The organism is Chryseobacterium salipaludis, from assembly GCF_022968825.1.
GTDB lineage: Bacteria > Bacteroidota > Bacteroidia > Flavobacteriales > Weeksellaceae > Kaistella > Kaistella salipaludis.
In genome coordinates this window covers 163383-189691 of sequence record NZ_JALHKS010000003.1, presented here as the reverse complement: position 1 = coordinate 189691, position 26309 = coordinate 163383, and the positions used below count along the sequence as shown (strand labels likewise).

The following is a 26309-nucleotide window of genomic DNA, read 5'->3' as shown; positions in this document are numbered from 1 at the left end:
TTAGTTTTTGCGGAATACCATAATGCAACGTGGTGAACTGCTGCTGAATTCACGAAGTTCGTAATCACCATATGCTTTTTCGAAGCTGAATCCTGCATCTCCTGCGTACTGCTGAATCGTTTCAGGCGCATGCAGTTTCACTTTTTCATAAAAATGATAAGGCTTTCCTTCATCTTCAAAGCGTATATCTTTGATAACAAAATTGTCTTCAATCTTTTTATGAAGCGAAAAATTAATATGTTCTTTCTGCACTTTTTCTACCGGTACAAGCGTGTTCCGTACCCATTCCGCATTCAGATAATCCAGGACGAAATATCCGCCGCTTTTTAAAACTTCCGAAATACTGCTGAACACCGAACGGTCATCCGCCGGATCCTCAAAATAACCGAAACTGGTAAACAAGTTAAAAACCGCATCCTGCTTTTCGCTTGTTACATCAGGATAAATAGGCTTTCGCATATCGTGTACCGCAAAATGAAGATTGGCATTTTCAAACTGCTGATTATGCGTAATGCTCTGTGGCGACAGGTCCAGTCCTAAAACTTCATACCCCAGCCTATTCAAAAAAACAGAATGCCGGCCTTTTCCACAGGCCAGATCGATGATTTTGCTTTCCTGCGGCAATGCCAGATCAGCTACGAGCAACCGGATGAATTTTTCCGCTTCAGCGAAATCTCTGTCTTTATATAAAATGTGATAATAAGGAGTATCAAACCATGTTTCAAACCATGCCATTGTGCAAAAATAACTAAATTTGCGCAACCTCCGCGCTGTAATCCTTTTATTAATACGGCCGGGCGTAAAATTTAATACCCTATGAACTCAGATAATTACGCAATACAAATTAAAACATTTTTCGGCCTGGAAGAAGTGCTCGCCAATGAACTGAGAGCCCTCGGCGGAAAAGATGTAACGATCAAAAACAGAGCGGTTAACTGCGAGGGAGATCTGGGCTTTCTGTATAAAGCAACCTATTCCTTACGAACAGCTTTAAAAATTCTGGTGCCGGTTCATACTTTTAAAGCTTGGAATGAAAATCGTTTTTATGATAAATTGTTTGCGTTTGCCTGGGATCAGTATTTAAAACCGGAGCAAACTTTCGCCATTGATACTACGGTTTATTCAGAACGTTTTCCGCATTCGCGCTTTATGGCTTTAAAAATGAAAGATGCCATTGTGGATTTCTTTAAAATGAATTACCGCCAAAGACCCAATGTTGATACCGAAAATCCCGATATTAAATTTCATCTGCACATTGACCGTGAATTGGTGACTATTTCTTTAGACGCCTCTGGTGATCCGCTGTTTAAAAGAGGATACCGAAAAGAGCAGGGGAAAGCACCGCTGAATGAGGTATTGGCCTCCGGTATGCTGCAGCTGGCCGGCTGGGATGGAAAGGGGAATTTTCTGGATCCGATGTGCGGCTCCGGGACGTTGCTGATCGAGGCCGCAATGATTGCAATGAATCTTCCGGCACAAATTTTTCGCAAAGATTTCGGTTTTCAGAACTGGAAGAATTATGATGCGCAGTTGTTTCAAAAAATAAAAGAAGTACGACTGAACCGGATTAAAGAATTTGACTGCAAAATTGTAGGGTATGATATTGATGAGCAAATGCTGAGCGCGGCCCGCCGCAATATTGAATCAGCAGAACTGGAGGATGTTATCGAATTGAAATGCCAGAACTTTTTTGATTCGCAAAAGGAATTATTCCCGCTTACGATGGTATTTAACCCGCCTTATGATGAACGGCTTGCCATTTCAGATGATGCATTTTATACAAAAATTGGTGATACCTTTAAGAAAGGATATCCGAATACACTGGCGTGGTTAATCTCTGCCGATCTGGAAGCTGCTAAGAAGATCGGATTGCGCCCTTCCCGTCGTATTAAATTATTTAACGGTAAACTGGAATGCAGATTTATGCAGTATGAAATGTACGAGGGTACGAAGAAAGTACACAAGTTAAACCCGGGAGCTTAATTGAACACAAAAACTGCAGGTTTGACGTCGATTTCAATAATCATCGCTATTTTCAACCGGAAGGATGAACTATTTGAATTGCTGAGTTCGCTTTCGCGACAAAATGATGCTGATTTTGAAGTAATTATTGTGGACGATGGGTCTTCGGTGGATTTGCTTCCCACGATTGCCATTTTCGAAAAAATGCTGCAGATCAAATTTTTCCGGAAATCGAACTCCGGTCCAGGTTTATCACGAAATTACGGTGCCGGCAGATCAGAAAGTGACTGGCTTATTTTTCTGGACTCAGATGTTATTGTGCCGGAAAGCTATATCGCGAATGTGAAAAGGAATATTCAGGAAAAGCCCTGCGATGCTTTCGGCGGCGCTGATATGGCACATCGCGGTTTTAATCTGGTGCAGAAAGCAATTTCGTATGCAATGACTTCCGTTTTCACAACAGGCGGCATTCGCGGCAGTAAAAAAGCGGTGACCCGGTTTCAGCCACGCAGTTTTAATATGGGTGTGCGGAAAGCAGCCTTTGACGCCGTCGGAGGTTTTTCCGAAATGAGGGTAGGGGAAGATCCGGACCTTTCCATGACACTTTGGGAAAAGGGTTTTACCACGGCCTATTTTGACGATATTGCCGTGTTTCACAAAAGAAGAGTTGATTTTGGTAAGTTTTCCAAGCAGGTTTATCAGTTTGGGTGTGCGCGGCCTATTCTTAATCAGCGTCATCCCAGGTATGTGAAACTTTCTTTTGCGTTTCCGTCTTTGTTTCTGCTGGGATATTTCGTCGGTGTGCTTCAATATTATTTGTATGGTAACGGTTTACTGCTGGCGTTGTACGGCTTCTATACCTTCATCATCTTTTTTCATGCTTTATTTAAAACTAAAAATATCAGCATCGCTGCTTTTGCCATCGTCGCAGCCTACGTACAGCTGTTTTCATACGGTTATGGTTTTTTAAAATCCTGGATTTTGCTTAATATATTCCGGCGCAAACCGCAGGATGCATTTCCCCATCATTTCCACCAAAATTAAATCTTGGTCCACTAATCTTTTTAGGCTTTAAAACAGATCGGAGGTAAAACTGTACTTTTGCAAAAATCATTTTTATGCAGAACTACCTGGAATTTACCTTTAAAATACAACCTCCTGCGCCCTGGAGTGAAATCCTGATGGCCCAACTAATCGACGCCGGCTTTGATAGCTTTACCGAAGAACACGACGGGATCCTGGCTTATATTCAGAAAGATATTTTTAATGAAGATTTGCTGCAGTCAGTAGCGCTGCTGCAAAATGCGGAAGTTAAAATTTCCTACTCTTACACCGAAATGCCAAACATTAACTGGAACGAGGAATGGGAGAAGAACTTCACACCGATTAACATTGAAGATCAGGTGGCCATTCGTGCAGAATTTCACGAGAGCCTAGGCTTGCCGCATGAGATTATTATTCAGCCTAAAATGTCTTTCGGCACCGGCCATCACGCCACGACTTACCTGATGATTCAGCAAATGCTCGACATGGATTTCACTGGCAAGAATGTGCTGGATATGGGCTGCGGTACATCTGTCCTGGCAATTTATGCAAAACAGCGCGGTGCTGCAGAGGTAACCGCTATCGATATCGATGAGTGGTCCGTAGAAAATTCGATTGAGAATGCTGAAAGAAACGGTGTGCAGTTGAACATCAGTCAGGGAACCGCGGAAAGTCTTGGGAGTGAACAGTTTGATATTATTCTGGCCAATATCAACCGCAATATTTTGCTGTCCGATATTCCGGTGTATAACAGTGTGTTGAAAGAAGGCGGGGAATTATTGCTGTCCGGGCTTTGCTTTTTTGATGTAACTGATATTATGAAGGTGTGCCAGGAACAAAACCTGCAACTGGAGCGTAGCCTTCAGCGCGAAGAATGGATGTCGCTGAGATTACAGAAATAAAAAAACCCTGCAAAAGCAGGGTTTTCAGTGACCTCGACAGGATTCAAACCTGTAACCTTCTGAGCCGTAATCAGATGCGCTATTCAGTTGCGCCACGAGGCCTTCGTTTATTGAGCTGCAAATATATAACTTTTTTATAATGTTCCAAACATGAAACGTACTTTTTTTGCTTTTTTCTGCCTTTTATTTTTTCTCGCCTGCGAAAAGAAATCGCCTGCCACAGCGGATCAGCGCACGGTAGTAAGCCCGAATCTTTCCTATGGTATTGATAATCAAATGCTCTGTTTGCAGAGTGGCAAATTTACCTATGAAATTCCGCGCGAAAAGCTGCCGTTGAAAAAAGTGGTCCTGCTGAATGCGAGTCTGGTCGGCTATTTTACCGAACTAGATCTCGAGGACAGAATCGTGGGAATCTCCAGTCCGGGTTTTGTGTATTCACCGAAAATTCAGCAAAAAGTTTCGTCCGGAGCTGTTGCGGACGTCGGGAATGAGCAAAAGTATAATGTAGAAAAAATTGTCGCACTGAAACCAGATGCTATTTTTACGAATTATATTTCCACTTTCGAGAACACGTATGAATTAATCCGCCAGCAGGGCATTGAAATTATTTTCCTCGATGAGTATCTGGAACATCAGCCGCTTGATAAGACCCGTTATCTGTTGCTTTTTGGTGAACTTTTCAATCAGCAGGAAAAAGCCGCAGTCAGATATGAGCAGATTGCGTCCAACTATAATGATTTAAAGAAAACAGCCGCGACAGCAAAAATGCAGCCTGTCGTACTCGCCAATGAAATGTACGGAAACCAATGGTACCTGCCGGGAGGAAAATCCCTTCTTGCCAATATGCTGAAAGATGCAAACGCTGACTATATTAATGCAAACAGTCCCGAAAAAGGTGCTACACCGATGAGTTTTGAAGAGGTTGCCGCGAAATCGAAACATGCAAAATTCTGGGTAAATGTTGGCAATCAGTCCTCACGCAAGAATATGCTGCAAATTAATCCCAATTATCAGCAGCTACCGGTTTTTCGGGAGGGGAAGTTGTATTCGGTTAGCGGACGGGAAAAAGAGCGCAGCAATGATTATTTTGAAAGTGGTGTGGTGCGCGCCGATGTTCTTTTGCGGGACTACGTACTGATTTTCCATCCGGAATTACTGCCGGGTACAGAATTAACATATCTGCAAGAGATTCCGTAAATAAAAATTCTATTTTTGCAGCTTTAATAACCCGCTCATGTGGAAACTGATTAAACGCCTGATTCTTTATATTTTCCTTTTTAATGTGGCTTACATTATCTGGGGGAAATTCTTTAATCCGCCGGCAACCCTCACGCAGATCGGCAGTTTTATCGAATATAAGAAACTGAAAAGAAGCTATGTTTCCTACGAAGAGATGGGAGCACCAATCAAAAAGGCAGTTTTAGCATCGGAAGACCAGGCATTTTTCGTACACAACGGTTTTGATTTTAGATCGATTGAAAAGGCCTATAAACATAACAAAAAAGGAAAGACAGTTCGTGGCGGCAGCACCATTTCCCAGCAAACGGCTAAAAATGTTTTCCTGTGGCAGGGCAGAAGCTGGGTTCGCAAAGGACTGGAAGCAATTTATACCTTTATCATTGAAAAATTCTGGGGAAAGGAAGTGATTCTGGAGCGTTATCTGAATTCGGTTGAAATGGGGCAGGGCGTTTTCGGAGTTCAGGCCGCTGCTCAGTACTATTTTAAAAAAGATGTTTCACGGCTCAGTAATAATGAAGCAGCCTGGATTGCCGCCGTGCTGCCTAATCCAAAGAAATATGATCCGCATCATCCGAGCGCCTATCTGACTCGCAAGCACGGCTGGATCCTGCGCCAGATGCGGAATATTCGTTTGAATTAGCCTATATATACCGCAATTATGGCATTTGGATTTCGAACCCGAGAGTCGTTTGAGACTTTACTGACGAAGTATTTCAGTTTCAGGAATGAAACAAAAGCGCTGGAACCGCTCATTCAGCTGATGCGCAGTCTGCGTGCGGAGCGCTTCGATCATATTCTGACTTTTCTAAAAGAAAATCCTGAGATCACGGATAACTTTTCCTATTATCTTCATCAGGTTTTTGCCGGAAAACCTTTCAATTTATCGCTCACGGAAGCCAACATCCTTTCGGAAAATGCCTTTTATCCGGAACTGAAAAAGCGCCTGCTGGACAAAGTTTTGCCGAGCGTCGAAAATGAAGAAACAGTCTGGTATATGGTGGATACCATTTCCGTGCGCCCAAAGAGCGACCTTGCCTATTTCCGGCAGTTGGAGTCTCAGCAGTTGGATGAAGCTTTCCAATTACTTAAAATCGATCAGCTTATTACCCATCCAGGGGTGAAACGCGAATTGTTATTTTCGCTAAACATTCTGGCCTGGCGCATTATCGGTACCGCACTGGATGTGCAGGTGGTTAATATGGCACCGGAATATCGAAACTTTGACAATCCGTTTCTGGCGCTGCAGAATGAAATTGATCTTCTCAACCAGAGCTATAAAGATCCGGATTTCCATCTGACTTCGAAGGATACCGTTTATAAACAGATTAAAATATACCTGAAACAATGCCGTGATTTTGTTGCGCTGGCGTTTAAGAATTCCAGTAAGTACGGCATCTCCGGAAAGATTAATCAGGCGCTGCTGAAAGTTCGTCAGCAGCTGGAGCGGATGCAGGATATTCTATCCATCATGGTGTATGATCAACCGGAGGAAGTTCTCGAAAAATCGAAAAAGCTGGTTCTCAATATTCTCGATTATAAGTCCCACAAAAATAACCTGCGGGAATTACTGTACGACAGCACGACACTGAAATCGCATCTCATTACGAATCACACGGCAGAAACCGGCACGCATTATATTACAAGCAACCGCAAGGACTATTGGCAAATGTTTCTGCGGGCGAGCGGCGGTGGTGTCATTGTGGGAGCTTTGTGTGTCTTAAAACTGCTGTACGGATACTTTCCGGGAAGTGGTTTTCTGCATGCGTTTTTGTATTCCTTCAATTATGCCATGGGTTTCATTATGATTTATCTGATGAATTATACCCTGGCGACAAAGCAGCCGGCGATGACCGCTGCGACGATGGCAAAAGTATTGTCTGATGGACAGAATAGGAAGAAAAACTATGTGGACTTTGCACACCTGGTTTCCCGGTTATTTAGAACGCAGTTCATTGCTTTCATGGGAAATGTGTTGCTGGCGTTCCCGATTGCCTTGGCAATTATCTACGGAATGGATGTTTTTTTCCAGCAGAATTTTGCCACCGAAAAATCGGAAACATTGTTGCGTGATCTGGATCCGGTTCGGTCAAAAGCGATTTTCCATGCCTGTATTGCAGGTTTCTTCCTTTTTATTTCGGGAATTATTTCGGGAAACATTGGGAACAGCAGCGTATTTTACCGGATACCGCGGCGAATTGAAAAAAATCCTTTTTTAAATTATTTCTTTGGTAAAAATGTTGCGAAAGGATTGTCAGGATATTACGCACGAAACTGGGCAGGCATCGTATCGAACTTCTGGTTTGGGATATTTCTGGGTGCGACCGGGCCGATTGGCCTGTTCCTGGGTTTAGATCTGGATATTCGTCACATTACCTTTGCCTCCGGGAACTTTGCGTTGGGCTTGTACGGCGCTGACTTTTCAGTTGCATTTTCCACTTTCTGGATTGCCTTTATCACTGTTTTCCTGATTGGGTTCTTCAACTTCGCTGTAAGTTTTGGCTTGTCGATGATGCTAGCTTTCCGCTCCAGAAAAGTAAACGCTATGGAACTGCGCGAAATCTATCGCGAAATCTGGCGCTACTTTCTGCAAAATCCGTTGCGCTTTTTCTTGCCGTTACGATCCCGGTTGGATCAGCGCGCAACCGAAATGGTGGACAATACGGTGGTTACAAAACCAGAAGATCAGTAAAAAGGTCTTCGCCGAACTCTTCCCGGAAACGGGTGAGGTATACCGTTTTTCGCATTTGAAAATCATGACGAAGCAAAGGTGATTTCACGCGGATTTCTAAAACTTTATTACGAAGATTTACCGACTCAATATCATTAAAAAGATTTTCGTTTAAATATTCGCGCAGATAATCTTTCACTTCGAAGGCGAGCAGTTTTTCTTCAAAACCATGAATTTTCGCAAAGGCCCGCACCAATTCCGAGGATTGAAATTCTCTTTTCTTGCGGCTCATGATAAATGGAAAATTTTAGATTCTTCGCTGATGCGTTTTACGATGCTTTCGGTGCGCTGGGGATCTGTGTCCGTGATGAACATCTGGCCAAACTCTTCTTTATTCACCAGCTCAATTAAATGTGAAACGCGGCGGTCATCCAGCTTATCGAAAATATCATCCAGCAGGAGAATGGGTGTTTTGCCGGTAAGCTCGCGGATACGGCTCATTTGTGCCAGCTTCAGTGCAATCAGAAAGGACTTCTGCTGTCCCTGACTGGAGGTTTTTTTCATCAAACTGTCATTCATCAGGAATAATAAATCATCCTTGTGCACGCCTTTGCTGGTGTAGGTTACCGCGCGGTCTTTTTCCTGATTTTGCAGTAATAAATCTGCCATGCTGGTGGTGCTCAGGTCCGAGGCATAATCCACGGAAACCATTTCATGTCCGCCGGATATCAGTTCGTAATAATGCTGCACCAGCGGTAAAAGATCACGGGTAAAGGCTTTTCTTTTTTCAAAAATTTCTGTGGCAAATGTGATCAGGGGCGCATCGTAAATTTCTAAGCTTTCTGCATCGAAGTAGCGGTTGCGCGCAAAGTTTTTGAGCAGCGCATTTCTTTGTTGCAGTGTTTTCTGATACTGAATTAAAGAATGAAGATAGTCATGATCCGTTTGTGAAATCATGGAATCCAAAAACTTCCGGCGACTTTCCCCTGAATCCGAAATTAAATTAGAATCATACGGCGAAATAATGACGCTTGGCAAAAATCCCACATGATCGGAAATGCGGTCATAGGTTTTATCATTTTTCTTTATGATCTTCTTTGCGTCGCGCGGCTGCTGAACTTTGATCACCGTTTCTTTTTCCTCACCGGCGATGGTTCCCCGAATCGCAAAAAAATCCGCTTCCGACTGAATATTGAGCAGGTCCGTATTGGGCAAAAAACTTTTGGCCACGGAGAGATAATAGAGTGCGTCAAGCACATTGGTTTTGCCAACGCCGTTATTGCCCACAAAACAATTAATCTGCGCCGAGAATATGAATTGACGGCTCGTGTGATTTTTAAAATTAGTCAGCGTAAGGTCGCGTATTATCATGTTTCAAAAATACTTTATTAAAACGATAACTAAAAACGGCACGACCGAAGAGGCTTCCAGCCAGAAATTAAAATAAGAAAGCGTACTGTGCGGAAAAGCACATAGGGTGAGGATACTTCCATACAGGCAGGCTGCTGTTAGTGCAAGCGCAATACTTTGTTCAAAATAAGAGAACGACAGGGCGGTAGTAATCCCAAACAGCAGAACAGCAAAAACTTTGGTAGCAACCATGCCAATCAGTCGCGGAAAAGTAACGATATCATCTGTTTCCATATCACGAATATCAAATGGCAAGATGAGCGCGGCTACAAAGAGTACGGTGACTATAAAAATATCTAAACGAAAATATTCTGTAATCAGCCAGGAGTTCATTAATCCCCACACAATTCCTACATAAAATATTTTAAATAAAGGAATTCTGCGCAAGGCGCCACTGAGAAAAAAACTATTGTACAACAAGCCCAGCACGACAATCACCAGCCACCGGAAAAGCCTTTGTTCATTATGGTTGTGCAAAATCAGAACAGCGCAGAAAACGGCAGAAATGGCATTGAAAAAAATGATCTTTCGCAGCATAGGTTGCTGACCCTGGTATTTTGTGTATAAATAACCACAGATGTATGTTGTAAATATCAGGAGGATGGTCGGAATTTTGATAATATTGCTCTCTATCATGAAAAAGACCGCCAGCGAAGTTCCGGCAAGGGAAACAAAGATCTGATTCTCTATGATATTTTTTTGAAATACAGTTGAATAACTCATGTATATAATTAGTGGCAGGGCACATTCCGGCCTTTGTAAAATTTTTTGAATAGTATGAAAAAAACAGTTTTATTTCTTTTGTTGCTCATCACAATTTCAGTGTGCGGCCAGCAAAAATATGACCAACTCTGGACAAAAATTAAAAGCGAGCAGAAGGCCGGAAAGTTAAAGTCCACGCTTCCGGCCATTTTACAAATTCAGGATATGGCAAAAAAAGACCAAAATGCGGAACAGCTGATTAAAGCACTTCAGTACGAATTCAGCATCATTAACCGCACGCAGGATGATGAACAAAATGAAGTTGCAAACCAGTTTTTCCGGAAGCTTGAAACTACCACTGCATCTTTAGAAGGTGACAGTAAATTACTACTTGAAGCGTTAACACCCGTATTTGTGCAGGATTACTTCGCTATGCATCAATGGAAAATCAGGCAGCAAACCAATGTGAGCCAACCCGAAACAGCGGCCATTGAGAGCTGGAGTACACAGGATTTTAAAAAATATTTGCTTCAGCAATATTCGATAGCAGTTACTAAAAAACAGCAATACCAAAATATAAAAATCAGCAAAATCATCGACGTTTTCGAAAAACGGGACGGCATTAATTATATCAACTCCGTATATGAATGGTTAGCAGTAAGACATATTCAATTCCTTAAAAATCAGCAATTCTTTACGCCGGCAGAACGCAGAGTTAATCAGGATATAATTACTGAAACATACGATGAACTCATTGCAGCAGCTACCGGCAGTGCGCGTTTGTATTTCGCGCATCTAAAACTGAACGATCAGTGTACCTTCACCAACTGCAAAGACAAACTGCAGCAACTGCGGCAATTATTAGCAACGGCAGATCCCGCTGACGATTATCAGCTGATGATTCGCGAGGATATCGTACAGCAGCTTATCGGGAAAGAAGAATATGTACAGGCGGTGCAGGAAATTTCGCTGGCAAAGAAAATGTTTCCGAAATCTACCTTGCTTAATGGACTGTTGAACAGAGAAAAAGAAATTAAAAATCCGCTGGTTACGGTTCATTTTGAAAATTACATAGAGGCGGGCAAACCGGCACATTTGGTTGCTGAATCCAAAAATGCCAGCAGTTTTACGCTGCAATTGTATCAGATTACCGATGATGTGGCCAACTTTTTAAAATATCAAAGAAAGTCATATGATGAAAAACTTTTCCGCTCACTGAAGAAGAAGCAAATCCGCAAAGCAAATTTTCAAACACCGGCTGCTCCTGATTATAAACTACACAGGACTTCTTTCAAATTAGAAGCGCTGCCCGCCGGGCTGTATGCCGGTGAATATCAGATCGGAGCTGAAAAAACAAAGTTTTTCACTTTCATCGTTGCAGAGTCTGTTGCCCTGCCTTATAAAACCGAAAACAAACGTGAAAGCCAATATCAACTCTTGCTGCGTGAAAATGGACTGCTACTGCCAAATCGGGCGCTTTCTTTTTACGAATTTAATGGTAAAACAACGTCTGTAAGCACCGGCCGCACTGACAAAGCCGGAATCTTCAGTTTGCCGAAATCGAAAAATAAAGATAATTACCGGCATATGCTTATACACGACGTAGCCGGGAACAGTTTTCAGTATCTGGAACTGTATGGTGATGACAGAAGCGAGCCGGTATTTCCTAATTATGATAATGGTCAACTGACTAAAACACAATCACAGATTTTCATCGACCGTCAGATTTTTCGGCCGGGTCAACGAGTGTATTTTAAAGTAATTAGTACCCAACTGCAAGGTAACAGAAAAACTGTAGTTGCCAACCTTCGTCAAAAGATATTTCTGTATGATGCCAATGGCGATGAGATTTCTTCTCAGGAATTTGTAACCAATGAATTTGGTTCTTATCATGGCAGTTTCACTCTGCCTGTGCGCAAACTTACCGGCCAGTTTTCATTGCAAACAGACAGCAGGAAATCCGGCAGAAAATATTTCAGTGTGGAAGAATACAAACGGCTCAATTTCGAAATATCTTTTTCTCCTTTAACCGGGGAATATGCGTACGGACAAAAAATTGAACTTCAGGGAAAAGCGACCACCTATTCCGGCGTGCCTTTGATCAACAGCCGCGTGCAGTATGAAATTAAGAAACGAAATATCCGCTGGCGTTATTTCTGGTGGTATCCGCCGGTTAGTGAGAACGAGAACTCCATTCTCGGGGAAACCGTAACCGATGCGAGCGGTAATTTTACCATTCCGGTCATGCTTGAAAAAGACGAAACGTTGGAGGGAATCCAGATTGACAATTATGAGTTCACAGCCTCGGTGACGGATATCAGCGGTGAAACACAAACGGCAACGGAATCGATCACGGTTTCTTCCGTCTCGCATTATTTAACGGCTGATCTTCCTGAAAACAACTTTAGCAACGAGAAAATTGAGGTGAAAGCAGAAGCTTTAAATTATAATAATCAGAAACTGGACAAACCTTACCAAGTTAATTTGGTGAAACTTGCTGCGCCTTCGCGTGTTTTCCGGTCCACTTTTGAAGAGTATATCCAGGATGTCCCGGTTATGGCCAAGGATGAGTTTGTACGAAATTTCCCACATGATTATTATAACAAACAGGAAAAAGTACGCCCCGCCGAAAAAGTGCTGATGCAATCAGTTCGTAAAACCGGCAATACCTTTTCGCTGGGGATGCTGCAACCAGGTAACTACCGCTTGGAAATATTTAATATCGAAGGAAAAGACACCATCCGAACAGTGAAAGATTTTGATGTGTATAGTAAACGGTTTCTGCAGGATGCCCAAAAACCTTTTCTGAAAGTAATTCCGGGAAAGAAGAGCTGGAAGCGCAATGAAAAAGCGCAGCTCTTTATTTATTCTGCCGTGCCCAATGCAGCTGTTGCCATTTTCACACAAAACGGTACAGGTGACGTGGAAGTGCAAGAAAAAAAACTGAACAACGGCATTTTGATTCATGAGGTGGCGCTTCCGCAAAATCAAAGCATACATCAAATTGATGTGCAGGTGCGGCTGACGGCTTTTAATGAAACGGAGACACAGGAAGTGACTTTACCTATTGAACCAGACCAACTTCCACTGAAAATAGAAACGGTCAGTTTCCGGGACAAGATGCAGCCGGGTCAGACAGAGAAATGGACTTTAAAAATAACAGGTACCGCCGGCGAAAAAGTAAATGCAGAATTGCTGGCTGCGATGTATGATCAGTCCCTGGATCAGTTTCAGCCAAACAATTTCGGCTGGGAAACGCTGAAGCGAAATTTTTATAATATTGTGTCGTACCGTTATGATGAAAACCTGCAGTCGTTGTATTATGCGAAAAGAATAGAAAGGCTTCCTGAAACGTATTTTACGATCCCGTCATTTTCCTGGTACGGCAATCGCCAATTTTACAGTGGAAATATTATGCTTCGCGGTGCCGCCCGCCAGCAAATGGTAATGGCGGAAGCTGCCGTAGCGCCCCTAGTGGAAACGTCAATGGCTGACAGTGCCGCAAAAAAAGATGCTGCGAATGCGGTCGCTGATGCTACTCTTGAAAAAGTTCCCGTACGGAATAACCTGAATGAAACTGCTTTCTTCTACCCGCAACTGAGAACCAATGACCGCGGTGAGGTCATGTTTGAATTCACCGCACCGGAAGCACTTACACGCTGGAAAGCTATGTTCCTGGCACATACTAAAGACGCGCGCGCTGCTACGCTAGAGCAATCGGTCGTTACGCAAAAGGAACTTTCGGTTACGCCAAACTACCCTCGTTTTTTGCGGGAAGGCGATCAGCTTGTTTTTAAAACGCGAATTTCCAGTTTAGTAAATCAAACGTTAAAAGGACAGGCTGTGGTGAGCATTTTAGATGCCGTAACTGAAGTAGATGTCACCGCCTTATTTATAAAAGAAAATTCGCTACACAAAGACTTTTTACTGGATGCTAAAGGTGCTCAGGTTATTACGTGGACGCTGCAGGTGCCGGAAAACCAAAGTGCCGTTATTTTTAAAGTGGTGGCCAAGGCTGGAAACTTCAGCGATGGTGAACAGAAAGCGATCGCTATTTTACCAAACCGAATGCTGGTCACGGAGGCCATCCCGGTTTTTGTGAAACAAGGCGAATCCAAAACCTTTACCTTCGATAAACTATTGAATCAGAAATCAGGCTCAGCAGTGACTAAAAATCTTACCCTGGAACTTTCCACCAATCCAATTTGGGAGATTTTATTTGCCTTGCCCTCTATTAAATATGACAGCAATCAGTCCGCTGATGTCATTTTTGACAAATGGTTCGCTGATGTGCTGGCTGCGGAAATCTTCAAAGCCAATCCAAAACTACAGACGGTATTTGATGAGTATCAGAAAAAAGAATTGCTCACCTCACCGCTGGAAAAAAATCAGGAGTTGAAACAATTGCTCTTGGAGGAAACGCCCTGGCTGATGGAAAGCAGAAATGAAGCTGAACAGATGCAGCAAATTGCCCGCCTGTTCGACGCCAATACCATGCGCAATTCCTTGCAGAGCGACTGGCAACAGTTGCAGCAACTGCAAAATCCGGATGGTGGTTTTTCCTGGTATACCGGCAGTCCGAGTTCGTATCCGACTTCGCTTTATATTCTGAAAAATTTAGGAAAAATAAAAGAGTGGCTGGGAGAAGATGCCAATCGGTATGCTGGCTCCGACCCCGAACAACTGACGAAAGCTTTAATTCAGTATGTCGATAAAGAGTTCAACCGCCTCATGATTACGGAAACTTTTAAACCTAATAACTTCTGGAGTAATATGGTTCTAAATTATCTGGACACCCGCCGCTATTTTGAACAGCAGTATCCACTCGCCCAAAAAGCAAAAGAAGCGAAAGCAAAAGTTACAGAATACGCACCAAAAGTTAAACTGCAGGATTTTACTTTCTATGGCTTGCATCGCTCTGCCTTACTGCTCAATGCGTATGGTGAGAAACAGCTGGCAAAAAAGTTCATGACCTACCTTAAAGAAACTTCGGTAGAATCTAAACTGCAGGGCGCCTACTGGAAGCAGAATGCGAATGGCTGGGGTTGGTATCAGTCCGAAGTTATCAATCACGCAGGCGCTCTGGAAGCGTTTGAAAAAATAACGCCGGAAGATCATAAGTTTATTGAGGAGCTGAAAATCTGGCTGGCAACTCAGAAGGAAACCGGTTCCTGGGGTCCTTCCCGTGCGACGGCAGAAGTGATTTTCACCATGCTGAACAGCGGAACCTCCTGGACCACCAGCGCAAGCGATCGCGCTGCCATTACCTGGGGCGGCAAAGCGATTGCTCCCGATACAGAAGCGACCGGCTTTATTAAAAAAACAATAAGCGGTGCAGATGTTAAGCCTCCTTTTGGTAAGCTTACAGTTTCCAAACCAGGACCCGGGCTGGTACAGGGCGGCTTATACTGGCAGTATTTTGAAGACTATAATAAGGTAACCGCCGCTGCAAACTACGTATCGGTACAGCGTGAACTATACCGCAAAGTAAAAACCGAAAACGGTGAAGAACTACGGTTGTTGCAGCCGGGCGAAACCTTCAAAATAGGGGACAGGGTCACCGTGCGCCTCATCCTGAACACCGACCGGAATATGGAATACATTCATTTGAAAGACCTGCGGCCGGCTGGCCTGGAACCGCTGAATGTCCTTTCGGTTTATCACTGGAAAAACGGTTTGGGATATTACCAGGCGACCAAAGACGCCTCAGAAAACTTTTACATCGAACAGATGCCGAAGGGAAAGCATGTCTTCGAATCGGATTATATCGCGAATGCTGCCGGAACTTTCAGCGGCGCAATCACGACCTTGCAGAATTACTACGCACCGCAGATGAGCTCGCATACCAAAGGAGAGATGATTATAATTACTGAGTAAGTCGAACAATTTGGCGCGGCGCGTTATTTAATTTATTTTAATACATGTTTTATGGAAATCCGCCCTACTAGTTAATGCTAATTTTCTTCCATTTAGTAATTTTTGATAAATATCAAAGGAATCGTGCGTTGACTTTCGGAACTTTGCACATGTAAATAAACAAACATCGATATGAAAACTTTGTTCAATCTGTTCGGACCATTCTTACTGCTTTTTCCAACAGCATTCTTTGCGCAGGAAGCGCCGGACCTGCAGGAACTTATTAATGCCGCGCTGGCGAATGATGGCACCCTGGCCCAGCAAGTGCTGGAGAACAAATACACGAAATTAGACGACCAAAAGCTGAAAGATATTTTTCTGCCTAGAGTCGAAATTTCCGGAAAGACCGGATATCTGTATGCGAACGCCCGCTTGAAATCGCCTCAAATCGCCATTCCGGCAATTCCGGGGTATTTTCCCGGCGCGATGGTCCCCGAGGGCCAATTAACTACGGATTTAGGTGTTTCAGGTATTTCAGCTTTGGCAAAAACAGAAGCAAGCATGCTGCTGTATTCTGGCGGGAAAATCAAATACCTGAAAGAAGCCAATCGCGAAAAAAATATTTCCGAAAATCTGCTCATGGAGAAAAGTCGCGATGAAATCATTACCGAAGTCTCAAAAGCGTACGATCAAATGGCGCTCATTCATGAATCCGGAAAAGTGCTGGATGAAGCGAAAAAACGGTTGGACATTAACAGAAAGACAGCCAACAAAGCGCTGGGGTACGGGCTCATTACACCTTATGACCATAAAAAAATTGAACTAGCACAGGCGACTTTAGACTCAAAACTCGTGGAATATGAAGGAAAAAAAGAACTGCTCATCACGCAGCTTCATTTACTGACCGGGATCGACCGGGATCGACTTGCGGCGATCCAGCCACAACTCGAGCGAATTACTTACGAAATAATTGACGAAAATATCGAGAATAGGGTAGAGATCAAAGCACTGGATCACGGCATCACCGCCACCGAGTATAAAATTAAAGCAGAAGAAAGATGGTGGGTTCCGAAAGTGCAGGCGCAAACGTCATTGAGCTATTTCGGTTTATATAACAATGCGATTGATGCTTCCCAGACATTAGTACCGAGTTTAACAGGAAAACTGAATGCAGAGTTGCCGAGCAGTCGGATCTTCCCACTGTTCCAGGCAGGGATTGGTATTAAATGGGACGTATTCGACGGAAACGAAGGCAAACACCTGACCGAGAAAGCCAAGATTGAAAAAGAAGTGTTAGAAAATAAAAAACGGGACGCGCTGAAAAAGTTACAGCTGAATCTGGCAAACAATAAAACCAACTATAATATTGCGGAAGCACAAATAAAACTAAAACAAAAGTCCCGCGACATTGCAAAACAAGGCCTCGAGCAGGTGGAAAAAGAATTCCGGTATGGAACGAAAACTTCCGCTGCACTGATTGATGCGGAGAACGACTTAGAAAATGCAGAACTGGAATTGAAAACCGCGGTCTATAATCAGCGACGAAGTGCTATTGAGCTCATGAAATCCACCCAGAATTTACAGATCGATAAACTATAAAGCGTAGATAAAAGAAATGTTAGTGCTCATCTCTCTGAACCTTGAAATTAAACTTGACCATTAAGAAAAAATAAAATACAAACATGAAAAATACAGTATTTACTTCCCTTCTTTTAATCGCAGTGCTTGGCCTGACGGGCTGTAAGGAATCCAAACCTGAAAGAGATATCGTTGGTAAAACGAAAAAAGAAGTAGTTTCCTTTGCGCCAAAACTCACCGGAAGAATATTAGCGATTAAGGTAGAAGAAGGCCAGGCTGTGAAAGTCGGTGACACACTGGCCATCCTCGATGTGCCTGAAGTTTCTGCAAAAATTGCACAGGCGCAAGGTGCAACATCTGCCGCGCGGGCACAGGTGCAAATGGCGCAAAACGGCGCCACAGCAGATCAACTGCGCCAGCTGAAAGCAAAGCAAAGCGGGCTGCAACAGCAGTTTCAGTTTGCACAAAAATCGTTTAACCGCGCAAAGAACATGTACCGGGACAGTCTGCTTTCTCCACAAGCGTATGACGAATATTTTGCAAAGTACCAAGGCGCCAAAGCCCAGCTTGATGCAGTGAACGCTGAGTTGCATGATGTACAACAGGGCACACGTTTAGAAAAAATCGAAATGGCACAAGGCCAAGAAAGCCAGGCCCGCGGTGCACTGCAGGAAGCGACGATCGCCAACGCTGAAAAATATATTATTGCGACCAATGACATGGAGGTCGAAACCATTGCGCTAAACAAGGGCGAGCTGGCAACAGCTGGATATCCCTTATTCACGGGTTATATTCCTGCATCAGCATACTTCCGGTTTACAATCCCCGAGTCGAAAATCGGGAAGTACCAAAAAGGACAATCAGTGAAGATGGTCGTAAATTATAATAAAAAAGAATTATCCGGTAAAATAATTTCCATCAAACAACTGGCGAAATATGCGGATATCACCACAGCGTTTCCGGACTACGAACCGGAAGAGGCGGTCTATGAAATTAAAGTGGTGCCGCAAAATAAAGAAGCAGCGAAGGATATTCTCGTTAATTCCAATGTGACTTTAAAGTAGCAAAAACGCAGAAAAAAGTACCTCATGAAGCAGATCAGATATTTACTGAAAAGAGAGTTCACATTATTTTTAACAAACAGGACACTGCTGTCCGTTTTCTTTTTGGCGCCGGTTTTTTATGCTTTGTTGATCGGCTTTACCTACAAATCGGGAAAGGTGGAGAACATACCGGTAATCGTGGTGAACCATGATCGCACGCCACTCTCCGACCAGGTAGTGGAAATGCTGCAGGACAATAAAACGCTGCACATCCTGAATTATGTGGAGGAACCTGCCAGCCTGAAGGACGAAACCATCAGAACGGAAGCGGCGGCTGTCATCATCATTCCCGAGCGTTTCGAAGCGATGATGCTGCAGAAGAAATACCCTGAGCTAAACGTATATGTAAACACTTCCAATGTGCTGACCGCAAATTTCGCCGCCAAGGCAATTCAGGTAACACTGGGAACTTTTTCTGCGGGAGCCGAAATGAAAGCTTTGCAGAAACAGGGCATGAATGCGGAGCTCGCCAAAACGCGGTACGAGCCTTTCAAGGCAAATTACATCACGCTGTTCAACACAACGAGCAATTATCTCATTTTTATGTGGCCCGCGATGATGGCTGTTGTATTACAGCAGGTCATATTGCTGGCAATGGCAGTTTCTTTTTCAGAGGAATTTAAAAGAGCGTCTTTTGTACGCGATTTTGCCGGTAAGGAGAAATATGCCGTGTTTGTCATGACAATCAAATGCCTGCCGATTTGGGTGTTCGCGAATTTTAATATTCTTTTCTTTTACTTGTGCAGCTTATACTTTAAAATTCCAGTACCGGATAATGCGTGGAATTTCTTCTTAATTACAGCCGTTTTCGTGGTCGCCGCAACCAATCTAGGGGTGCTGGTGAGCATTTTAGTCCCCGATGCGCTGAAAGCCACGCAAGTATTGATGGTGATTGCGTCTCCGGCATTTATTATCAGTGGGTTCACGTGGCCTACTTTTGCCATGCCGGAATTTATAAAAAAATTCACTGCTATAATCCCGCTCACGCCGTATCTGGAGGCGCTGAAGATTATGGTAGTTCAAAATGGCTCTGCAGTTCTGACTAAGAAATATTTGCTGCATCTCTTCATTTTGGGTTGGGTTTATTTTCTGGCAGCCTGGATTGCGCTCAAAATCAAAATTCACTTTTTATTTAAAAAATATAAAATTACTACAAGCGAGATAGCCATAGAAGATATTCCCGAATCTGAGTAATCTCCGCATTACATCCATAGCATTTAAACTGTCATTTTAGTTATGACGGCCGCTTTTCTTTAATTTATAAAAATTATCACTTAAGATACTGTTTGAGCTAGCCAACTGCACGAAGGTTACTTTTTTCCGACCAAATGAGAATGTTTATGCTCCATACTTTTTCATTAAATTCGCGAAAAACCTTTTAATGGAATTGATCGAGGTGCTGCCTGCGACTTTAAGGACCAAGCCTGAAATTCAGAAATTTCTTGCCGAAGATTTTAACACAGTGGATTATAAAAAAGGGGAACGGATCAGCAAGACGGATCAGTACAACAGGAACGTTTATTTCGTAAAGAAAGGACTCGTGCGCGCTTTCTATTATGAAAACGGGAAGGAGGTAACTATTAGATTTTACACCGAAGGGAGTTTAATGGCCAATACGGACACCCTGTTTCGGGACAGCCCCACGAGGTATAATTTCGAAGCGATCGAGGACAGCACTGTGCAGTCCTGTAATTACGCCCGGCTTGAAGCGCTGTGTGCTGTATCCCTGGAAAGTGCCAATTTTAGCCGGTTTGTGTTGGGAAGTATTTTAACGCAAATGACCGAACGTGTAGAATCGCTCCAATTTCTGACGGCGCGGGAAAAATACTTAAGATTGATGCAACAAAATCCTGATATCATCCTGCGTGCACCTTTGGGGATGATCGCCTCTTACCTGGGAATATCTCAAGAAACCCTGAGCAGAATCCGCAGCGAAATATAAATCACAAACCATTCTCGAAAAACTTAAAAGCTACAAAATGCAGGACATCTTTAATAAAAGTGTAGCGCAAAGCTATATTGACCGCATCAATCGACTACGACCTTATTCTCCAGCCCAATGGGGCACGATGAACGTCTCACAAATGCTGGCGCACTGTTGCGTAACCTATGAAATGGTGTACGAGCCCCAATTGCACCGGCCTGTGGGCGGACTGGCCAAGTGGATTCTTAAAAACTTCGTGAAGAAAAAAGTAGTCGGTGAAAAGCCATACCCGCATAGTACACCCACGGCGCCGCAGTTTCGCATTACGGGTACGCCCGATTTTGACGAGCAGCGAAAACGGCTCGTGGGTTATATTCAGAAAACTCAGCAACTGGGCCGCAACGCTTTCGATGGAAAAGAGTCGTTCTCCTTTGGTAAACTGACCGGGCAGGAGTGGAACAATATGTTTGCAAAGCACCTCGACCACCATCTGCGGCAGTTTGGGGTATAAAAAATGCTGATCGCTTGATCAGCATTTTCAGTTTTATAAAGTAAAAGAATTACAACGTTGCATTTTCCAGAACTACCGCATATCCCTGACCGACGCCGATACACATGGTAGCCAGCGCATACCGCTTGCCGGTTTCTTTCAGTTCCAGCGCAGCACTGTAGGTAATTCGTGTGCCGCTCATGCCCAGGGGATGCCCCAGCGCGATGGCACCTCCGTTCACATTGACCCGCTCATCGTCCGCCGCAATTCCCAGCTCTTTCAACACCGCAATACTTTGTGCCGCGAAGGCTTCATTCAACTCAATAATGTCGATGTCTTCCAGCTGGAGTCCTGCGCGCTCCAGTGCAAGTTTCGAAGCCGCGACCGGTCCGATTCCCATAATGCCGGGCTCAGTACCGGTTACTGCCGAACTCACAATCCGGGCCATCGGTGTGAGGCCATATTTTTCCACTGCTTCTCCGGATGCAACGATGACCGCTGCCGCACCATCATTCAGGCCGCTGGAATTTCCGGCAGTTACGGTGCCATTTTCTTTTACGAAAGCGGGACGCAATTTGGCAAGTCCTTCCACCGTTGTATTCGGTTTTAAGAATTCATCTTCCTGAACGATAATCGGATCTTTCTTTCTTTGCGGAATGCTGATCGGGCAAATTTCTTCCTGCAGCCTGCCGCTTTCCTGTGCCGCTCTGGCTTTAAGCTGTGACTGCGCAGCAAATTCATCCTGCTCCTCACGACTGATATTGTATTTTTCCGCCAGGTTTTCGGCTGTTTTACCCATCGCCTCCGTTCCGTACATTTTTTCCATTACCGGGTTGATAAAACGCCAGCCGAAGGACGAATCATACATTTTGGAATCAGTTCCGAAAGCAGTTTCCGGCTTGGAAATGACATAAGGTGCTCTGGACATTCCCTCGACACCGCCGGCGATGAAGAGGTCGCCTTCGCCGGAACGAATGGCGCGCATCGCCTGCACAATGGCACTCATCCCTGAGGCACACAGTCTGTTAACGGTTTCGCCCGGCACCGTTACCGGCAGGTCCGCCAGGAGCAGAGCCATTCGGGCCACGTTGCGGTTATCTTCACCCGCCTGATTGGCGCAGCCAATAATCACATCATCAATTTGATCGGCCGGCACTTCCGGATTTTTTCCCATCAGATGTTTAATAATGGTGGCCATTAAGTCATCCGGCCGCACGGTTGCCAGCTTTCCTTTAAAATTTCCAATAGGCGAGCGGGTCCCGTCGATAATGTATGCGTTTTTCATTCTTTAAATTTAATCAGCGTAAATTTAGGAAATTAAAAAAGGATTGTTTCCTGTTTGAACGATCATCATTTCAAGCCAAGCAGTAAAATTTTTGATAAAATCATGAGACAATTTTAATTTACATTTATTATTAAAATCGCATGAAAGCCCCTCTGTAAGGCAATCCGTGAACATGTTCGGCAGAGATTTTGCTGTGCGTACGGATTTACTGAGAATTATTTTTAGATTCTGTCGTGCAGTAATTGAGGCGGCTATTCTTAAAAACGTGCTATTGAAATTTAAATACAGACAACTTATTCATTATGCGCTTATTACCTGTGCAGTCTGCATTCAGGCAATTATCTGTATTTTTATTTACAATGAATACTTTAACGGCAAAAAACTTGAAGATATCCGCAGGCAAATTCAGCAAACGGAGGTGCTGAAAAAATTAATGCAGGATTCCAGGAAAAATCTGCTCGACGCACAGGACGAACTGCAGCGCTATGTGTACGGAAATGATCAGGAACATCTGGAAGCTTATTTTCTCTCGTTGCGAAGGTTAAATTCTAACCTGGACAGCATTACGAGTTACAAAAACATTAACCCCGGCCTGCGTACTTTTATTGACAGCAGGAAAGATGAACTTGCAAAATTACCGGATCTGCAAAAATCGATCAATTCGGTGTACAGCGAATTCAAAAAGCCGGCACCGCAGAAGAAAGAATTTAAAATTAAAGATTTCAAAGTCAAAAGCTATCCGAAAATTTATGACACACAAATTGAGTACAAACTCGATAGCGTCGAGAAGAAAAGTTTCCTGTCCCGGCTTAAATCTGCAGTGAAAAATGACGTAGAAATCCAGCGTGAACTGATGGTTATTTCCACCAGATATGGTGATTCGGTTAACACCAAACAATTAAAAAAAGACATTGACAGTATCATCAATGCCGTGAGTTCCCACTACGTCGGCGAAATGAAAAAATATGAATCCGGCATCAACGCCTCCAAAGCGAAAAATGACAAACTATATCAGATTTACGACCAGCTGATAGCATACAGCAACAATTGGATGGGCATTTACGATATTGCGGTGCATGACTTTAGTAAAAATCTGGAAAAGGAGTATTATGAGCAAAATTCGGCCAACAATAAGATCCGGAAATATGCCGTGCTCGGACTGATGGTGCTGATGTTTTTTGTGATCCTGAGTATTGTGTACTACAACAGGCAATCTGACCTCGATGAAAAGCGGCTCGCGCTGGCGTATCAGGAAATCAATAAAAATCTTAGCTTTAAAAATAAGATCCTCGGCATGCTGAGTCATGAGATCCGGTCGCCACTGAAGATTATCAATATTTTTCTGGACAGAATCAGCCGTAAAACACAGGATGAAACGATTTCGGATTATCTTAAAACTATTAAATTTACCAATAATTCGCTGCTCATTCAGGCAAACCAAATACTGGACTTCACCCGAAATCAGGAAAAACCCATGGAGCTGCAGCCGGTGGAATTTAATTTAAGAAAGGAAATAGAAGCGATTCTTACAGCCTTTGAACCGTACATTGAATCGAAAAATAATCAGTTTATAATAGAAGATAAAATTCCTGCCGGCATCAAGCTTTTTGCAGACAAGATCAAAATTTATCAGTTGTTTACCAATATTCTGGGTAATGCCAATAAGTTTACCGAAGGAGGTGAGGTCAGAGTGAATCTTACTTTATCTGAAATTCAAAACAATATTCAAAATTTGAAAGTGATTATCAGTGATACCGGGACGGGTATATCCAGATCCGATCTTTCGAAAATATTTCAGCCGTATTTTCAGGGCGCAGGAACTGCCGATATTGAAAACGTCGGTGCGGGCCTGGGATTAAATTTATGTAAAGAGATTATTGATTTATTTCGCGGCACCATCTCCGCTGACAGTATCTTGGGGCAGGGGACAACCGTATCTTTCACCATTCCACTTCAAGTATTACATTCATGAAAACATTTCGGATTTTACTGGGTGATGACCATCATATTGTGCGGCAGGGCCTGCAGTTAATTATTGATGATGTAATTCCGGACGCAGAAATTGTCCATGCCTCAAATCTGTCGGAGTTGCTCCGTGAAGTCGAAAAGTCACCATTTGATCTGGCGGTGGTAGATGCACAGTTTCCCGACGGAAATTCTTTGTCTGTCCTGCCTGAACTAAAACAATTTCAGCCGCATCTGAAAATTTTAATCTTTACAAGTTTTGAGGAAGAAATGTATGCGTTGAAATTTGTTGAAGCCGGCGCCGACGGTTTTTTAAACAAGCTGAGCACGGAAGAAGACATCGAATCTGCGCTGCGTGAAATAAAAGAAACCGGAAATTCATTCCCACCGCTTACCAAAAAGTTACTCCAGTTACCAGAGGAACAAGTAGCCTTACTAAATCCCCTGCATCAATTGAGCGACCGCGAACTGGAAATTGCAGTCTTATACGCTGACGGCTTAGGTAATCTGGAAATCGCCAATCAACTGGCTATCCGGCAAAATACCGTAAGTACGTATAAAAAAAGAATTTTTGAGAAACTTCAGATACACACATTAATTGAATTAACAGACCTGATCCGTTTGCATCATTCGCTTTAAAAAACCATCCTTTCGATAAATATCTACAAAGCCTTCGATAAACATCGACAGGCTTTTTTACAAATTGCGAAACTGTTCCTCTTACTTTGTGTGTGATTTTAATTCACGATACCAAAGCTAACAGAATGAGTAAAGTAAATATCCAAAGAGTGCCGGCCATGCGGTTGTGGTTTTACCGCAAGTTTTTAAAAAATAAATCTTTAAATCCGAAAGAATTCAGTGTTTTAGTATTTGCGCAGATTCTAATGTTCAGTGCCATCTACTCACTATTCAGGCTGAGTCCGTACTACGAACAATTGCATTTGGCCAGGATGCAAACTACGGCGGGGCAAGTACTAGTGTATTCTTTACTGGCGGTGTTACTATTTCAGGTGGTGTTTCTGCTGTATATCGCGTATCAGTTTTATAAATATAAACCCGTTGAATCGGTAAGCGATGCCGAATTGCCTACGTGCACGGTGATTGTTCCGGCCTACAATGAGGGCAGACTCGTTTATTCCACCTTATTAAGTATTGCTGCCAGTGATTTCCCCGCAGAGAAAATGGAAATTATCGCAGTGGATGACGGTAGTAGCGATGATACCTGGTATTGGATTAATAAAGCAAATGAAGATCTGAACAGACGCATCACCGTGTACAAACAACCCCAAAACCGCGGAAAAAGACATGCACTGCACCTGGGGTTTACCACCGGAACCGGGGAGATATTTATATCAATCGACAGTGATTCTGTGGTGGAAAAAGACACCATTCGTAATCTGGTGAGTCCGTTTGCAGTCAATGACAATTGCGGTGCTGTTGCCGGAAACGTGAAGGTTTTAAATAAAAAACAAGGCATGATTCCGCGGATGCTGAATGTAAGTTTTGTTTTCAGTTTTGAATTTATGCGGGCCGCGCAAAGCTCACTTGGTTTCGTATTATGTACGCCGGGAGCACTGTCAGCATATCGTCGCGACGCTGTGAAGCATTCCCTGGAAGACTGGATCAGTCAGAAATTCCTGGGCCGTGAAGCGACCATCGGTGAAGACCGCGCAATGACGAATTTAATTTTAAAACAGGGGTATGACGTGTTGTTCCAGAGAAATGCAAATGTGCTCACCAATACGCCGGTTACCTTCAGGACGCTGCATAAAATGTTCACGCGCTGGGGGCGCAGTAACGTCCGCGAAACACTGATGATGAATAAATTTGTCTTTAAAAACTTCAGAGTCAACCATAAAGCAGGTGCACGGTTTGTTTTTTTAAATCAATGGCTGAATCTGCTCTCTGCGGTGCCGCTGTTTTTATTGATGTTTTATTTCCTGTTTACACATCCGGTTTTATATGTCTGCTCGGCTTTATCCGCAACCTTTATTTTTGCCAGCATTCAGATGTTGTTTTTTGGAAAGAAATATAACTTCGCTGATGGTTTGTGGGCATATCCGTACAGTGTTTTTTATCTTTTTGGCCTTTTCTGGATTTATCCTTTTGCCATCGCTACGGTAAAAAACGGCGGCTGGCTGACAAGATAAATAAATACGTGTTATATGAATTAAAAATCCC

The 26309-nt window shown here is 43.4% G+C and carries 20 protein-coding genes and 1 tRNA gene; 15 read left to right on the top strand and 6 right to left on the bottom strand.

The genetic code is table 11. The annotated features are described in order from the left end of the window. Positions 1-735: a class I SAM-dependent methyltransferase gene (locus MVI27_RS06375; protein ID WP_246959976.1), complete on the bottom strand. Its 735-nt coding sequence runs from the start codon at positions 733-735 to the stop codon at positions 1-3. Between the two features lie 81 nt (positions 736-816). Here MVI27_RS06375 and MVI27_RS06370 point away from each other — a divergent pair, with 81 nt between their 5' ends. From MVI27_RS06370 to prmA, 3 genes are all read left to right on the top strand, one after another. Then, positions 817-1983 (top strand): THUMP domain-containing class I SAM-dependent RNA methyltransferase, encoded by a 1167-nt coding sequence (locus MVI27_RS06370; RefSeq protein WP_246959975.1) that lies wholly within the window; start codon positions 817-819, stop codon positions 1981-1983. A 21-nt stretch (positions 1984-2004) separates the two neighbouring features. Continuing rightward, positions 2005-3006, top strand: a complete 1002-nt coding sequence (locus tag MVI27_RS06365; RefSeq protein WP_246959974.1) for a glycosyltransferase family 2 protein — start codon at positions 2005-2007, stop codon at positions 3004-3006. A gap of 74 nt (positions 3007-3080) precedes the next feature. After that, entirely contained in the window at positions 3081-3908 is an 828-nt protein-coding gene (gene prmA / locus MVI27_RS06360; RefSeq protein WP_246959973.1) for a 50S ribosomal protein L11 methyltransferase, read from the top strand. A gap of 28 nt (positions 3909-3936) precedes the next feature. On the opposite strand, the gene MVI27_RS06355 is transcribed toward prmA, so the two are convergent. After that, positions 3937-4010 (bottom strand) — tRNA-Arg (locus MVI27_RS06355). 48 nt (positions 4011-4058) lie between these two features. Here MVI27_RS06355 and MVI27_RS06350 point away from each other — a divergent pair. The 3 genes from MVI27_RS06350 to MVI27_RS06340 are packed head-to-tail and all read left to right on the top strand — an operon-like array spanning position 4059 to position 7836. After that, positions 4059-5105 carry an ABC transporter substrate-binding protein gene (locus MVI27_RS06350; RefSeq protein WP_246959972.1) on the top strand — a complete coding sequence of 349 codons (1047 nt, stop codon included), beginning with the start codon at positions 4059-4061 and terminating at the stop codon, positions 5103-5105. A gap of 37 nt (positions 5106-5142) precedes the next feature. Next, on the top strand, positions 5143-5787 hold the full coding sequence (gene mtgA / locus MVI27_RS06345) for a monofunctional biosynthetic peptidoglycan transglycosylase (protein WP_246959971.1): 645 nt from the start codon (positions 5143-5145) through the stop codon (positions 5785-5787). Between the two features lie 18 nt (positions 5788-5805). Then, positions 5806-7836, top strand: a complete 2031-nt coding sequence (locus MVI27_RS06340) for a site-specific recombinase (RefSeq protein ID WP_246959970.1) — start codon at positions 5806-5808, stop codon at positions 7834-7836. Here the strand turns inward: MVI27_RS06340 and MVI27_RS06335 are convergent. Genes MVI27_RS06335 through MVI27_RS06325 form a run of 3 tightly spaced genes read right to left on the bottom strand, consistent with a single transcriptional unit; the run spans position 7814 to position 9948 of the window. Further along, on the bottom strand, positions 7814-8107 hold the full coding sequence (locus MVI27_RS06335) for a DciA family protein (protein WP_246959969.1): 294 nt from the start codon (positions 8105-8107) through the stop codon (positions 7814-7816). The genes MVI27_RS06340 and MVI27_RS06335 overlap by 23 nt on opposite strands. Further along, a complete protein-coding gene (gene recF, locus MVI27_RS06330; protein ID WP_246959968.1) occupies positions 8104-9186 on the bottom strand; it encodes a DNA replication/repair protein RecF in 1083 nt (360 codons plus the stop codon). Before recF ends, MVI27_RS06335 begins: the two co-directional genes overlap by 4 nt. Before the next feature lie 3 nt (positions 9187-9189). Next, positions 9190-9948, bottom strand: a complete 759-nt coding sequence (locus tag MVI27_RS06325; protein WP_246959967.1) for a UbiA prenyltransferase family protein — start codon at positions 9946-9948, stop codon at positions 9190-9192. 54 nt (positions 9949-10002) lie between these two features. On the opposite strand from MVI27_RS06325, the gene MVI27_RS06320 reads away from it, so the two are divergent. From MVI27_RS06320 to MVI27_RS06295, 6 genes are all read left to right on the top strand, one after another. Further along, a complete protein-coding gene (locus MVI27_RS06320) occupies positions 10003-15804 on the top strand; it encodes an alpha-2-macroglobulin family protein (protein ID WP_246959966.1) in 5802 nt (1933 codons plus the stop codon). Positions 15805-15975: 171 nt separating this feature from the next. Further along, complete coding sequence (locus tag MVI27_RS06315) at positions 15976-17382, top strand: TolC family protein (RefSeq protein ID WP_246959965.1); 1407 nt, start codon at positions 15976-15978, stop codon at positions 17380-17382. A gap of 83 nt (positions 17383-17465) precedes the next feature. Then, complete coding sequence (locus MVI27_RS06310; protein WP_246959964.1) at positions 17466-18425, top strand: HlyD family secretion protein; 960 nt, start codon at positions 17466-17468, stop codon at positions 18423-18425. A gap of 24 nt (positions 18426-18449) precedes the next feature. After that, positions 18450-19658, top strand: a complete 1209-nt coding sequence (locus MVI27_RS06305; RefSeq protein ID WP_246959963.1) for an ABC transporter permease — start codon at positions 18450-18452, stop codon at positions 19656-19658. A 187-nt stretch (positions 19659-19845) separates the two neighbouring features. Further along, a complete protein-coding gene (locus tag MVI27_RS06300) occupies positions 19846-20406 on the top strand; it encodes a Crp/Fnr family transcriptional regulator (RefSeq protein ID WP_246959962.1) in 561 nt (186 codons plus the stop codon). A 37-nt stretch (positions 20407-20443) separates the two neighbouring features. After that, complete coding sequence (locus MVI27_RS06295) at positions 20444-20899, top strand: DUF1569 domain-containing protein (RefSeq protein WP_246959961.1); 456 nt, start codon at positions 20444-20446, stop codon at positions 20897-20899. Positions 20900-20948: 49 nt separating this feature from the next. On the opposite strand, the gene MVI27_RS06290 is transcribed toward MVI27_RS06295, so the two are convergent. Beyond that, a complete protein-coding gene (locus MVI27_RS06290) occupies positions 20949-22163 on the bottom strand; it encodes a 3-oxoadipyl-CoA thiolase (RefSeq protein WP_246959960.1) in 1215 nt (404 codons plus the stop codon). Between the two features lie 271 nt (positions 22164-22434). Here MVI27_RS06290 and MVI27_RS06285 point away from each other — a divergent pair, with 271 nt between their 5' ends. From MVI27_RS06285 to MVI27_RS06275, 3 genes are all read left to right on the top strand, one after another. After that, positions 22435-24135, top strand: coding sequence for a sensor histidine kinase (locus MVI27_RS06285; RefSeq protein WP_246959959.1), 1701 nt, complete (start codon positions 22435-22437; stop codon positions 24133-24135). Then, complete coding sequence (locus MVI27_RS06280) at positions 24132-24767, top strand: response regulator transcription factor (protein WP_246959958.1); 636 nt, start codon at positions 24132-24134, stop codon at positions 24765-24767. Before MVI27_RS06285 ends, MVI27_RS06280 begins: the two co-directional genes overlap by 4 nt. A gap of 125 nt (positions 24768-24892) precedes the next feature. Next, the gene (locus MVI27_RS06275; protein WP_246959957.1) at positions 24893-26278 is read left to right on the top strand and encodes a glycosyltransferase family 2 protein; all 1386 of its coding nucleotides are present in this window, start codon (positions 24893-24895) and stop codon (positions 26276-26278) included. Positions 26279-26309: the final 31 nt, after the last annotated feature.

Excerpts from the sequence above, each read along its gene's own strand:
- MVI27_RS06275 (WP_246959957.1), top strand. The coding sequence starts at position 24,893 with ATGAGTAAAGTAAATATCCAAAGAGTGCCGGCCATGCGGTTGTGGTTT.
- MVI27_RS06350 (WP_246959972.1), top strand. The coding sequence starts at position 4,059 with ATGAAACGTACTTTTTTTGCTTTTTTCTGCCTTTTATTTTTTCTCGCC.
- MVI27_RS06310 (WP_246959964.1), top strand. The coding sequence starts at position 17,466 with ATGAAAAATACAGTATTTACTTCCCTTCTTTTAATCGCAGTGCTTGGC.
- MVI27_RS06325 (WP_246959967.1), bottom strand. The coding sequence starts at position 9,948 with ATGAGTTATTCAACTGTATTTCAAAAAAATATCATAGAGAATCAGATC.
- MVI27_RS06335 (WP_246959969.1), bottom strand. The coding sequence starts at position 8,107 with ATGAGCCGCAAGAAAAGAGAATTTCAATCCTCGGAATTGGTGCGGGCC.
- MVI27_RS06295 (WP_246959961.1), top strand. The coding sequence starts at position 20,444 with ATGCAGGACATCTTTAATAAAAGTGTAGCGCAAAGCTATATTGACCGC.
- MVI27_RS06315 (WP_246959965.1), top strand. The coding sequence starts at position 15,976 with ATGAAAACTTTGTTCAATCTGTTCGGACCATTCTTACTGCTTTTTCCA.
- MVI27_RS06340 (WP_246959970.1), top strand. The coding sequence starts at position 5,806 with ATGGCATTTGGATTTCGAACCCGAGAGTCGTTTGAGACTTTACTGACG.
- MVI27_RS06290 (WP_246959960.1), bottom strand. The coding sequence starts at position 22,163 with ATGAAAAACGCATACATTATCGACGGGACCCGCTCGCCTATTGGAAAT.
- MVI27_RS06305 (WP_246959963.1), top strand. The coding sequence starts at position 18,450 with ATGAAGCAGATCAGATATTTACTGAAAAGAGAGTTCACATTATTTTTA.
- prmA (WP_246959973.1), top strand. The coding sequence starts at position 3,081 with ATGCAGAACTACCTGGAATTTACCTTTAAAATACAACCTCCTGCGCCC.
- MVI27_RS06375 (WP_246959976.1), bottom strand. The coding sequence starts at position 735 with ATGGCATGGTTTGAAACATGGTTTGATACTCCTTATTATCACATTTTA.
- MVI27_RS06320 (WP_246959966.1), top strand. The coding sequence starts at position 10,003 with ATGAAAAAAACAGTTTTATTTCTTTTGTTGCTCATCACAATTTCAGTG.
- MVI27_RS06370 (WP_246959975.1), top strand. The coding sequence starts at position 817 with ATGAACTCAGATAATTACGCAATACAAATTAAAACATTTTTCGGCCTG.
- mtgA (WP_246959971.1), top strand. The coding sequence starts at position 5,143 with ATGTGGAAACTGATTAAACGCCTGATTCTTTATATTTTCCTTTTTAAT.
- recF (WP_246959968.1), bottom strand. The coding sequence starts at position 9,186 with ATGATAATACGCGACCTTACGCTGACTAATTTTAAAAATCACACGAGC.
- MVI27_RS06280 (WP_246959958.1), top strand. The coding sequence starts at position 24,132 with ATGAAAACATTTCGGATTTTACTGGGTGATGACCATCATATTGTGCGG.
- MVI27_RS06300 (WP_246959962.1), top strand. The coding sequence starts at position 19,846 with ATGGAATTGATCGAGGTGCTGCCTGCGACTTTAAGGACCAAGCCTGAA.